The organism is Terriglobus roseus (genome assembly GCF_900102185.1).
In the GTDB taxonomy this organism is placed as follows: domain Bacteria; phylum Acidobacteriota; class Terriglobia; order Terriglobales; family Acidobacteriaceae; genus Terriglobus; species Terriglobus roseus_A.
The window spans coordinates 2145608-2157257 of sequence record NZ_LT629690.1 but is presented as its reverse complement, the minus strand read 5'-3'; the positions used below and the strand labels follow the sequence as shown (position 1 = coordinate 2157257).

Genomic DNA, 11650 nt, shown 5'->3' with positions numbered 1-11650 from the left:
GCCTTGCGGTCAAATGAGGGTGTGCAAGCATCCCCTATGCCGCCTCTGCTAGCATCGTTCCAACCGCCTTTCCAGGAGTCGGCAGACCAGCCCCTATGCCGTTTATCACGCCGCAGGAAAACGCAAGCGAACCCGTGCCGGCGGAGGCAGCGGAAAAGCTCAGTAAGGTCAGTGAAGCACCTGGCGAACGAGAGCTTTGGCCCGATCCGGTGGAGGGCGGCTCTGCGGCACAATTCATGGAACTGCTGCGTTATCTGACACAGACAGACGTTCATACCTACGCCTTTTCTGTCGCCGCTAACGTGATCCTGTCCTTGTTCCCATTTATCGTGTTGCTGCTCACACTGTCGCGCAATGTTTTTCATTCGCAGCAGATGGCGAACGTTGTTAGCGAACTCATGTACAGCTACCTGCCAACGGGGCAGGACTTCGTCATGCGCAACATGAATCTGCTCGCTCATCCCCACAAGAGCGTGCAGATCTTCTCGGTGATCATGCTGTTCATCAGCAGCACAGGCGTGTTTCTGCCACTGGAAGTGGCGTTGAACAATGTGTGGCGCGCTCCCAAGAATCGCAGCTATCTCGGCAATCAGCTTGTTTCGCTAGGACTGGCCATCTCCGTCGGGCTGCTTGCCATGTTCTCGGTGGCCATGTCCACCGCGCAGAAGTCGGTGCTTGGTTTCATCTTCTTTGGCCATACGAACAATGTGTTTTACACCGCGCTATCCAATGGATTTCTCAGCGTTGTGGCCACCATCAGTTCCATCGGTATCTTTTTCCTGATCTACTGGATCCTGCCCAATCGCAAGATTCCCCCCATGGCGGTGTTGCCCACTGCAATCGTGACGGGCTTGCTCTGGGAGGGGGCAAAGTTCCTGTACATCTTCACTCTGCCGCATCTTGATCTTGAAAATGTTTACGGGCCGTTTTACATCTCGGTAGGCCTGATGCTTTGGGCATTTCTCAGCGGACTGCTCCTGCTGGCAGGAGCACATTTCTCTGCAACACGGCATGCGATGCACATGGCGGCCTTGCAGGCACGGGGGGAATCCTAGGCATGCCGCTTATCCTCCGTCCCCGCCAGCAGAACAACGTATCTGACCCGCTCTACGCCACCACGAGCGCGCCTCTCTCTGCCAATGTTTCGCATTTTCCGCTGTATCTGCGCATCCTGTGGGGCATAACCGCGCTGCTAATCGCGCTGGCATTTGTCCCTGGCACGCTGGGCGATCAGACGTTCCTCCTGCGTTGGGGCCTATTGGCTGTCACGCTCATCGTGACGGTCCCATACCTGTATCGGGCAACAAAGCACGGCCTGCTATGGCGGCTGAGAAACAAACTGATCCTCACCTACCTGCTGATTGGCCTCACGCCTGTCGTGCTGTTCTTCACGCTGGTCTTCCTCTCTGCGTATGTTGCCGCGGGGCAGTTTGCAGTCCATCTGGCATCGCAGCATCTCCAGCTTCAGTTAGACAACATGGGCACCAGTGATGCGGGCTTCGCGTTCTCCCTCGCGCGTCGCGTGGAAGATGGAGCAACTGCTGCCGATTTGGCACAGGGAAGAGATGAAGGACGAGTAGCATCTGCTGCTACTACGACGGGACGTCGTACAGGACCACCGCCACAGCCTGTCGGGCAGCCCGCAGGTGCAACGCCGTCTCAGGGGGCTCGCCCTTTGGGAATGCGACAGCGTTCGGTCTATCTGGATGATCAGGAGATCGAGTTCCGCGATTTCATGGGCAATGCGCATAGCCCCATGCGGATCTCGTCTTGGATTAAACAGCGCCGTGGTGGACAGCTCAAAGTCTTCGCCGAAGACGGTGGCGTGTTGTACATGTCGGTTGTGGACCGCGTGGCATCGAGCAACGGTCACATGATCACCGTGATTGGCACCATGCCCGTCACGCAACCCTTGCTCGCGAACGTGGCCAAGGGATTAGGCGTAGTGACGTTGCTTCCTGGGGTCGTGGAAGATACCGCGTCGGGCAGCGTACGTTCCAATGCAAAGCAGCAGCGGGTCTCGGGTGGCACAAGGCCAGGCTCGGTAAATCTATTCGACTACCAGGTGGTCTTCCGTTCGCGTCTTCCGGTTCTGAACTGGGAGAGCGGAGACATCCGTCCGGTGCCGCTTGTTGTCACATCGCGGCCTTCGGTTCTGTTCCAGCAACTCTTTGGCACAGGCCTCACCAGTTCCATCACCGATGCGGTGCGGTTCTCCTTCATCGCCGTCTGCATCATCTTCGCGTTGCTTGAGATCTTTGCGTTCTACGTCGCTATGCGGCTCACGCGTTCCATGACCGGCTCCGTCGAGGACCTGTATGCTGCAACGCTTTCCATCGACAGTGGCGACCTTTCGCATCGCATTCACGTGCAGCAGGACGATCAGCTTGCCGACCTCGGGCGTTCCTTCAACCGCATGGCGTGGTCACTGGGCCGACTGATTGAAGAGCAGAAGGAAAAGGAGCGCATGCAGAGCGAACTCAGCATCGCGCAGGAAGTGCAGGCCAACCTTTTCCCGCATTCGCTTTCGGGGATCCCATCGCTGCAGCTACACGGCATCTGCCGCCCGGCTCGTACTGTCTCCGGCGACTACTACGACTTCCTGATCTTCCATGACGACCCGTACCAGCCCAAGAAAGTCACCGGAATGGGCCTGGCGCTTGGCGATATCAGCGGCAAGGGAATCTCCGCAGCGCTGCTCATGTCAACGCTCCATGCGGCTGTGCGCGCCTACCGCTTCGCCAGTGAGGAGTTGTTCTCCGAGGAGGCACGAAGCGCCACGCATCAGGAGTCGTTGGAATGCGGCGAGCTCTTCGAATCACCTGCGCGCATCCTCGCGCTGCTTAATCGCCATCTCTACCGCTCCACGCAGCCAGAAAAGTACGCGACGCTCTTCCTGTCGCACTACGACGACCGCAGCGGACGCCTCACGTATTCAAATGCAGGGCAGCTTCCGCCCTTTGTCATGAAGCCAGACGGCAGCGTGCGTGCGCTTGATAAAGGTGGCACCGTGGTCGGCCTGATGGACGGCATGCGCTACGACCAGGAGACTATTCAACTGGAAAGTGGTGACTTGCTCATCGCTTATTCCGACGGTGTGACTGAGCCGGAGAATGACTTCGGTGAGTTTGGCGAAGACCGCCTGTTGGACGTGGTCCGCGCCAATCGCGATCAGCCGCTGGAAGTCATCTCCATAGAAGTGATGGCTGCGCTGGACGCATGGATCGGTGGCGCGGAACAACCAGACGACATCACCCTCGTACTCGCGCGCAAAGTTTAAAAGGGCACGGCTTCCGCCGCACCCTTGCAATTTACGTTGACTAGCTTCCAGTGATCGAAACCGGAGGCTGCGCCAATGTGGGATCGCCCTTCGCCTGCATCACGATCGTGCTCGTCGGCAGCCCCAGCGGAATGCCTTCCTTCTCAAACGCAAGCAGAACCCGCCGCCGCAATGCACGCAGAATCGGATCTTTCTGGTTCGCCTTCACGCGGATATTCACCGGATAGATCACCTCGCGTCCATTGATCTTGTCGACGCCGAGAATATCCGGGTCGGCAATCGCGACATTCTGAAACGCATCGTCCTTGCGGACTTCCATCGCCACGGTCTTCAGCAGCGCCATCACCCGGTCAGGATCGGCAGACGCATCCACCGCGACATTGAGTGTCGCAACCGAATACTGACGCGTCAGGTTCGACACGGTAGCAATCTGCGAGTTCGGAATGAAGTTCAGCGTGCCATCGCCCGCGCGCAAGGTCGTTGAGCGAAGCGTCAGATCCTCCACCGTTCCGGTCAGTCCGGCAATCGTCACTACATCGCCAACGTTGAACTGGTCCTCAATCAGGATGAAGACGCCATTCAACATGTCCTTGAACATGCTCTGCGCGCCAAACGAAATTCCCAGGCCAACCACGCCGGCGGATGCCAGCAGAGGCTTCAGATCAATGTTGAACAACTGCAGAATCTGCAGCAGTGCAATGAAACCGATCAGTCCGTAGCACGTAGCGCGAACAATCGCCGCCATGGTTCGCAACTGCGATGCGCGCTGGGTGCCGTGATACGAGTCCGCTAGGCGGCGCATGCGGTTCACAAAGAACTTGACGATGCTCTGAAGCGCAAATGCCATCAGCAGGATGACAACCAGCTTCGGCACGTCAAATCGGACAAAGTCCACCACGTCGGCGTGCCAGCTCTGCCCCAGATCGTGAAAAGTCTCCCCGGAGTGGGAGTCCGCCGGTTGCTTGGTGGCAGCGGCCAGGAGAAGAGCGAAAAGATGCATCATGCTGAAAATGTCCTTCTTGCGGCAGAAGCCGCCGGGGGTACAATCAGGCCAAAACCAGCAGTCCTGATCTCTTAAGGATGGCGCAGGCACTCCCGCGCTGCAACCCATCCGCATATCCACACGAGAGGTTTCCCATGACGAAAACCGTACGGCTGTTACTTCTCGCATCCTTTGTCACTCTGCCGGCTGCTGCCCAGAGCGGTTCGCCCAACCCTTCCCCGACAAGTGGTGGCCGGGTTCCCTCGGGCGATTCTTCATCCGATATTCACATGCCGCTCGGCACCGCCAGCGACCCGGACACCGGGATCGATCCTGCCTTGATTCGTCGTCGTGAAGAAGCTCGCAAACTGGACCGAAAGAAGCGTATGGTGGACAACGCCAATCGGCTGCTGGCGCTGACGCAACAGCTTCGAGCCGATCTTCAGGGACGCGAAGCAACCCCGGAAGATCAGAAACGACTCGATGAGATTGCCCGGCTGGCACGCCAGGTGAAGGACCAGATGCGCAACTAACATGCGCCTCTGGGGGACCGCATGACGACGAAGATGTGCCGCCGTTACGGACCATTGTGTGGATGGTGTGGGATGTTGAAGTACGTTCGTTTCGCGGCGATTGCCGCGGGGGTACTTATCGCAGTTCCCATGAGCTCTGCCCGCGCGCAGAACATGGAAAGTGCCGCAGTGAAAAGGATGATGAACTCACAGGCGCAGATGGCCGCGTCCGATCGCCAGAAGAAGATGCTTGCAGATGCCGATGAACTTCTGGCGAAGGCGCAGCTATTGAAAGCCGCAGTGGATCAAACCCGCAAGGATGAACTCTCCATAGACGTCATCCGGCAGGCAGATGAGATTGAAAAGCTGGCCAAATCAGTCAAAGACCGGATGCGACAGTAAGCATCACGGTTTGCAAGCCAGTGCAGTAGCTGCATTCACCACGCCATACGGCATGGTCGCCGTAGGCACGGTCGATGCACGCACTGCCACAATTAGATGGCAACGCCGCTACACCCGCCATCAGCGGTGTGGACGCGCTGGTGCCTGGCTGGATTTTGTGGGTGGAACAACTATGGCTGTCTGCGTTGCGACACTGCCCTTATCTGCCATCGATTTCACGCTTTAGCGCGCGCCGCCCAACAGCAGTACAATCAACAGGGAACGTTGTGCCTCGCGCCGGCGATCCGCTGATTCCAGCAGGTAAGGATGGCAGGCCGGATAGCGATGGCAACACGCGCGAACGCACCACAGAAGTCTTCCCAGAGCGCACTCGGATCGCTCTCGCCGGAAAAGCTGATTCACTTCTTCCGCCTGATGTATCTTTCGCGGAAGACAGATGATCGTGAAATCCTGCTGAAACGCCAGCAGAAGATTTTCTTCCAGATATCCTGCGCAGGGCATGAAGCGCTTCTTGTTGCTGCGGGCCTCTCGCTGAAGCCGGGCTACGACTGGTTCTTCCCCTACTATCGTGACCGCGCATTCGCCCTCACCGTCGGCCAGACCGTGAAGGATCAGCTATTGCAGGCTGTTGGAGCGGACGATCCCGGCAGCGGCGGCCGTCAGATGCCCTCTCACTGGACCTCCAAGGCGCTACGCCTCATGTCGCCTTCCTCCGCGACGGCCACTCAGCTACTCCACGCAGTCGGCTGCGCAGAAGCAGGTCGCTACTTCAGCAATCATCCTGAAGCCGCAAAAGGGAACTACGGTCCCGGCGACTATCGCGCTTTCAAAGACGTCGACTTCCACGCCGACGAAGTGGTCTACACCTCGGTAGGCGAAGGCTCCACCTCGCAGGGCGAGTTCTGGGAAGCACTGAACACTGCCTCCAACGCCAAGCTCCCGGTACTCTTCGTCGTGGAAGACAACGGCTACGCCATCTCCACGCCCGTTGAGGCAAACACGCCCGGCGGCAACATTTCGCGACTCGTCGCAAACTTCCCGAACTTCCATTTCGCCGAAGTCGACGGCACGGATCCCATCGCAAGCTATGAGGCGATGCAGGAAGCGGTCGCCTACTGCCGCAGCGGCAAAGGGCCGGCATTTGTCCACGGCCATGTAATCCGTCCGTACTCGCACGCACTTTCTGACGACGAGCGTTGGTATCGCCATCCCTCGGAACTGGATGCTGACGCCCTCCGCGATCCCATTCTGAAGACAGAAGCGCTGCTCCTTCGCGAAGGCATTCTCACAGAGGAGCAGCTTCAGCGGCTCAAGACCGAAGTGGACGATGAAGTCCGCAAGGCTGCCGATGAAGCTCTGGCCGCGCCGCTGCCGAAGATTGAGAACATCACGAAGCACGTGTACTCAGAGGACCTGGACCCCACTGACAGCGTTTTCTCCACGCAGCCAAAGCCGGTTGATGCCGTCGATCACACTATCGCTGACCTCATTAACAGCACCTTGCATGACGAGATGGCTCGTGACGAACGCATCGTCATCTTCGGTGAAGACGTGGCGGACGCCACGCGCGATCAGCATCTGAAATCGGGCCAACTTAAAGGCAAGGGCGGCGTCTTCAAGATCACCGCTGGTCTCCAGACCGACTTTGGTTCGGACCGCGTCTTCAACTCACCGCTTGCAGAAGCAAACATCGTCGGACGTGCCATCGGCATGGCGTCACGCGGCCTGAAGCCAGTCGTTGAAATTCAGTTCTTCGACTACATCTGGCCCGCCGTACACCAGATGCGCAATGAGCTCTCGAACTTCCGGTGGCGCTCCAACGGCAATCACTCTTCGCCATTGGTCATCCGCGTTCCCATCGGCGGTTATCTCACCGGCGGTTCCATCTATCACTCGCAATCGGGCGAAAGCATCTTCACGCACACGCCCGGCATTCGCGTAGTCATGCCTTCTTCCGCACAGGATTTCGCAGGCCTGTTGCGCACCGCCATCCGTTGCGACGACCCCGTCCTGTTCCTGGAACACAAGCGTCTCTATCGCGAATCCTACGGACGCGGCCCCAACCCCGGCCCGGAGTACATGATTCCGTTCGGCAAAGCGAAGACCGTCAAGTCGGGTTCCGATCTCACCGTCATCACTTACGGCGCAGTCGTGCCGCGCGCTTTGCAGGCCGCGCAAAAGCTGGAACGCGAGAAGGGAATCTCGGCCGAGATCATCGATCTCCGTTCGCTCTCGCCGTATGACTTTGAAGCCATCGCTGAAAGCGTCCGCAAGACGAATCGAGTAATCGTCGCTCACGAAGACATGCGTAGCTGGGGCTTTGGTGCAGAACTCGCCGCACGCATCAGTGACGAACTCTTCCACGATCTCGATGCACCCGTGCGCCGCATCGGCAGTATGGACACCTTCGTGGCCTACCAGCCGATTCTGGAAGATGCGATCCTGCCGCAGCCGGAACACATCTACGCAGCCATGGCAGACCTGGCCGCTTTCTAAAAGCGAAAACAACATCCACAAAGCCGTTCCGAGCAGATGCTCAGGAACGGCTTGTTTTTTTGCTCGTCGAAGATTTGCGCGCCGCAGTCTTCTTTGCAGGCATCGCTTTCTTCTTCGCGGCAGTTTTCTTTACGGTTGGCTTGCTCTCGGCCTGCACAGCGGTCTTCTCTTCAACCACCTTCGCCATCGAGACCGAAGGGGATGCAGGAGGTGCAAAAGCAGGCCAGGGCAACGCCGCCAGTTCCATCAAACGTTCCTGCGCATTCACAGGACGAGCACCTACAGGAGGCCGCGTATAGCTGCCATCCTCCTGCAGAAACCGAGCCTTCACGTTATCGGCCAGATAGGTTTCCAGGATTTCGTGGCGCAGACGCTTCTTCAGATCCGGTTGCGTTACGGGATACACCGCTTCACATCGCTCAAACAGGTTGCGGGGCATCCAGTCTGCTGAGCCACAGTAAACCTCGGTGTGGTCATTGGCATCGCCGTTGTCGCTCGTGCTTCCGTTTTGAAACCAATAAATACGACTGTGTTCCAGAAAACGCCCAACAATGGAGCGCACGCGGATGCTTTCGCTTAACTTCCGCACGCCGGGGCGCAGCGCGCACATGCCGCGCACAATCAGATCAATCTCTACGCCAGCCTGAGAAGCGGCATACAGCGCGCGGATCGTATTGCCATCCAGCAGAGCGTTCATCTTCGCAACAATCCGTGCAGGCCGCCCTGCTCGCGCATGCTGCGCCTCACGCTCAATCAAATGCAGAATGTCCGTGGCCAGCGTAACGGGCGCCACCAGCAACGGACGGAAGTTCTCATTCTGCGCATCGGCGGTCAGATAGTTAAACACCTTCTGCACGGCAGAAGTGACCGCTTCATTCGCCGTCAACAAACTCACATCCGTATAAAACCGCGCAGTGATGGAGTTGTAATTCCCAGTGCCCAAATGCGCGTAACGACGCGTCACTCCATCGGGATCGCGACGCACCAACAGCGCCAGCTTCGCGTGTGTCTTCAGGCCCACAATGCCGTGAAACACCTGCACTCCTGCATCTTCTAGCGTACGTGCCCAGCGAATATTGGAGTCTTCATCGAAACGCGCCATCAACTCCACCACCACCGTCACGTCCGTGGTCTGTGCAGCATCCAGCAGCGCCTGAAACAGCGGTGAATCGCGCGATGTGCGATACAGCGTCTGCTTGATAGAGATCACGCATTCGTCTTCTGCTCCGGCCTCAATAAACTTCTCAACGGTGCGGAACGAATCGAACGGATGATGTAGCAGCACGTCACGACTACGAATCGTGTCGAATAGACAACCGGGGCGGCCATCTGCCAGGGGCGGCGGTGCAAATTCTCGTCCAGCAAAGCGCGAGAATTTAAGGTCAGCGCGGTCGACTGCGCTGTAAAGTTCCATCAACCGTGTCAGGTTCACCGGATCGTCAACGCGGAAGACCTGCCAGCGATCAAGCTCGAAGTTGACGCGAAGCTGATCGATCAACTCTTCATCGGCTCCCGATGAAATCTCCAGCCGCACGACGTCGCCTTTGCGGCGGTTATGAAGCTCCGCACGCACGCTTTCCAGCAGCGAACGCGACTCTTCTTCCTGCATATAAAGATTGCTGTTACGCGTTACGCGGAAGGGCGATCGCGCCAGAATCTCGTATCCCGGAAACAGGCGTTGCATGCGCTCTTCAATCAACTCATGCAGGAACAGAAAGCGATACGTCCCCTCAGCAGAAGGCAAACGAATCAGCCGTGGCAGTGTGCGCGGCACCGTCACAACGCCAAGAGTGCTGCCTCCCAGCGGACGCTTGTCGCGTTTATTTCCTTTGCGACGCAGCAGCAAACCAATGCAAAGCGCCTTGTTCAACACACGCGGAAACGGGTGCGTTGGATCGATCGTAACCGGCGTCAACAGAGGGTCGACTTCGCGCTCATAAAACTCCGCAGCGTGCCGCAGAGCCGCATCATCCAGTTGCTTCCAGGAAAGAATGTCGATGCCCGCCTTACGCAGCGAGGGCAGCAGATCGCGCGTCCAGCCCGAGTATTGTTCGCGGCTGAAACGATGCAGATGGTCGGCCAGTTGATCCAATCGTTCCTGCTCTGTCAGGCCGTCGTCATCATCACCTGAAGGCTGCTGATAGCCGTCTTCAATGCGCTGCAAAATACCCGCCACGCGCACTTCGATGAACTCATCCAGATTGGAGGCTGTGATCGCCAGAAACTTAACGCGTTCCAGCAGCGGATTGGTCGTGTCCTGCGCCTCTTCCAGCACCCGGCTGTTAAACCGCAACCATGATTCGTCGCGATTAAAGAAGAGATGTCGCGGCTGGCTGCTATTACCGGATGTTGCGCTTCCGCTGCGTGTTGCGGCGGCTTTTCCTTTTCGTACAGATGTCGGCATGTTCTCTTGTCTTGGATGCGGTTATGCTGCGCAAGGCTATCAGAGATGTGTGAACGAACCCGGAATATCGCGCAACGTCCAACCGGAATGCGTGTTTCAGAGTCTATAGAAAGAAACGCTAAGACGTTTCTTTAGAGGGAGTGGCAAGATGACGCGACAGACACGATTTGCAGTGCTGGCTCTAGGAGTGGTGGTTTCCGCAGGCAGTCTGATGGCGCAGACCGCCAAGCAGGATATGAAGACCGCCGGCCACGATACGGCGCAGGCTACCAAGAACACCGGACACGCCATCGCAAAGGGCACTGAGACCGGCTACGACAAGACCAAGGAAGGCACCGTAAAGGCGGCTCATGCAACGGAGCATGGCACCAAGACCGCTGCCGTAAAGACCAAGGACGGTACTGTGACAGCAGCCCACGCGACCGCACACGGCACGAAAGTAGCCGCTGAGAAGACGAAGGAAGGCACCGTGAAAGCTGCGGATGCCACCGCTCATGGCACCAAGGTCGCCGCGCAGAAAACCAAGTCCGGCACAGAGAAGATGGCCGACAAGGTTGACGGTCACTAGACCACATCCAAATACAGAAAAGCGGGGATGCATCAGCATCCCCGCTTTTCTGTCGATACGTTTGTTATGTCGTCGAAGGCTTGGCAAGAAACAAAGGAACGCTGATACCAATCAGTGAAATCCAGAACAAATCCGCGCCCAGCAGATGCAGCACCTGGATCCACGTTGGCGCCAGCATCAGCACATCGGCCACACCAATTACCATCTGCAACGCCAGATTCGCAAAGAGAAGATTCGCTGCATGGCCAGCGTTGTTCTGCTTTAATCGTTTTGCCAACAGCAGCGTTGCGGCAATGATGAGCAAAGACGCCGCAGGATGTATCCAACGCATGCGGATCAGCAACGGCGAATCGGCCGCAAAATCTGCTGCAATGGCAGCGTGAAGCGAGTGCGACGGAAAGATCGTGTCCGCAAGTGCCGCCACTGAACCCGCTGCGCCTGTGATGAGAACAGCCACAATCGTCAGCAACGACGCCTGCCGTAGCGGCTTGTTAAAGGCTGCAGCCTTCACATTCCCCAGCAGAACCGCAACAGCCGTAGTCCACGCTAGCAGAATCATCGTATTCGTGAAGTGGATGGACTGAACGAAAACACGCATGTTGGACGTGTTGTTTTCAACGTAGTGTCCCTTTACCAGGATTGCGCCAAGCAGCGCTTCCAGAATCAGGAAACCGAGCGACCACATGGCAGCTTTCCTGGCCGGATGCTTCTTCGGAGTCGCGTAAAAGGTCCATCCAGCAAGTACAAAAAACATCGTGCTGGAGATGCCGGTCAGCGACCGGTGCATGAACTCAATCACTGTAGCCAACCGCTGAAAGTGGGGAACCACCTCGCCGTTGCACAGCGGCCAATGATTACCGCACCCAGCACCGGAAGAAGTCGCGCGAACAACCGCTCCCTGCAGTACCACCACAACAAACAGCGCAAGCGTGGTCCACGCCCACAGGCGCACTCCTTTTAAGGAGCGTGTCTGGCTGGGCGTAGCAACGGCGGTATTCATGTTTCG

9 protein-coding genes are annotated in these 11650 nt (G+C 57.6%); 6 read left to right on the top strand and 3 right to left on the bottom strand.

Going from position 1 to position 11650, the window contains the following annotated elements:
* Positions 1–95 precede the first annotated feature (95 nt).
* Both BLT38_RS09110 and BLT38_RS09105 read left to right on the top strand, forming a co-directional pair.
* On the top strand, positions 96–1055 hold the full coding sequence (locus BLT38_RS09110) for a YihY/virulence factor BrkB family protein (RefSeq protein ID WP_083344890.1): 960 nt from the start codon (positions 96–98) through the stop codon (positions 1053–1055).
* 2 nt (positions 1056–1057) lie between these two features.
* On the top strand, positions 1058–3280 hold the full coding sequence (locus tag BLT38_RS09105; protein ID WP_083344889.1) for a PP2C family protein-serine/threonine phosphatase: 2223 nt from the start codon (positions 1058–1060) through the stop codon (positions 3278–3280).
* Positions 3281–3320: 40 nt separating this feature from the next.
* Here the strand turns inward: BLT38_RS09105 and BLT38_RS09100 are convergent, their stop codons facing one another.
* A complete protein-coding gene (locus BLT38_RS09100; protein WP_231966832.1) occupies positions 3321–4283 on the bottom strand; it encodes a mechanosensitive ion channel family protein in 963 nt (320 codons plus the stop codon).
* Between the two features lie 134 nt (positions 4284–4417).
* Between BLT38_RS09100 and BLT38_RS09095 the strand changes: the two genes are divergently transcribed.
* The 3 genes from BLT38_RS09095 to BLT38_RS09085 all read left to right on the top strand — a co-directional run bounded on the left by BLT38_RS09095 (position 4418) and on the right by BLT38_RS09085 (position 7672).
* On the top strand, positions 4418–4795 hold the full coding sequence (locus tag BLT38_RS09095; RefSeq protein ID WP_156785074.1) for a hypothetical protein: 378 nt from the start codon (positions 4418–4420) through the stop codon (positions 4793–4795).
* Positions 4796–4816: 21 nt separating this feature from the next.
* Positions 4817–5176, top strand: coding sequence for a hypothetical protein (locus BLT38_RS20780; RefSeq protein WP_231966831.1), 360 nt, complete (start codon positions 4817–4819; stop codon positions 5174–5176).
* Positions 5177–5500: 324 nt separating this feature from the next.
* Complete coding sequence (locus BLT38_RS09085; protein ID WP_083344886.1) at positions 5501–7672, top strand: alpha-ketoacid dehydrogenase subunit alpha/beta; 2172 nt, start codon at positions 5501–5503, stop codon at positions 7670–7672.
* A 40-nt stretch (positions 7673–7712) separates the two neighbouring features.
* Here the strand turns inward: BLT38_RS09085 and ppk1 are convergent, their stop codons facing one another.
* The gene (ppk1, locus tag BLT38_RS09080; RefSeq protein WP_083344885.1) at positions 7713–10076 is read right to left on the bottom strand and encodes a polyphosphate kinase 1; all 2364 of its coding nucleotides are present in this window, start codon (positions 10074–10076) and stop codon (positions 7713–7715) included.
* 148 nt (positions 10077–10224) lie between these two features.
* On the opposite strand from ppk1, the gene BLT38_RS09075 reads away from it, so the two are divergent.
* Positions 10225–10644: a hypothetical protein gene (locus BLT38_RS09075; protein ID WP_083344884.1), complete on the top strand. Its 420-nt coding sequence runs from the start codon at positions 10225–10227 to the stop codon at positions 10642–10644.
* A gap of 64 nt (positions 10645–10708) precedes the next feature.
* Here the strand turns inward: BLT38_RS09075 and BLT38_RS09070 are convergent, their stop codons facing one another.
* The gene (locus tag BLT38_RS09070; protein WP_083344883.1) at positions 10709–11644 is read right to left on the bottom strand and encodes a COX15/CtaA family protein; all 936 of its coding nucleotides are present in this window, start codon (positions 11642–11644) and stop codon (positions 10709–10711) included.
* Positions 11645–11650 lie beyond the last annotated feature (6 nt).

Excerpts from the sequence above, each read along its gene's own strand:
- BLT38_RS20780 (WP_231966831.1), top strand. The coding sequence starts at position 4,817 with ATGACGACGAAGATGTGCCGCCGTTACGGACCATTGTGTGGATGGTGT.
- BLT38_RS09085 (WP_083344886.1), top strand. The coding sequence starts at position 5,501 with ATGGCAACACGCGCGAACGCACCACAGAAGTCTTCCCAGAGCGCACTC.
- BLT38_RS09075 (WP_083344884.1), top strand. The coding sequence starts at position 10,225 with ATGACGCGACAGACACGATTTGCAGTGCTGGCTCTAGGAGTGGTGGTT.
- BLT38_RS09105 (WP_083344889.1), top strand. The coding sequence starts at position 1,058 with ATGCCGCTTATCCTCCGTCCCCGCCAGCAGAACAACGTATCTGACCCG.
- BLT38_RS09100 (WP_231966832.1), bottom strand. The coding sequence starts at position 4,283 with ATGATGCATCTTTTCGCTCTTCTCCTGGCCGCTGCCACCAAGCAACCG.
- ppk1 (WP_083344885.1), bottom strand. The coding sequence starts at position 10,076 with ATGCCGACATCTGTACGAAAAGGAAAAGCCGCCGCAACACGCAGCGGA.
- BLT38_RS09095 (WP_156785074.1), top strand. The coding sequence starts at position 4,418 with ATGACGAAAACCGTACGGCTGTTACTTCTCGCATCCTTTGTCACTCTG.
- BLT38_RS09110 (WP_083344890.1), top strand. The coding sequence starts at position 96 with ATGCCGTTTATCACGCCGCAGGAAAACGCAAGCGAACCCGTGCCGGCG.
- BLT38_RS09070 (WP_083344883.1), bottom strand. The coding sequence starts at position 11,644 with ATGAATACCGCCGTTGCTACGCCCAGCCAGACACGCTCCTTAAAAGGA.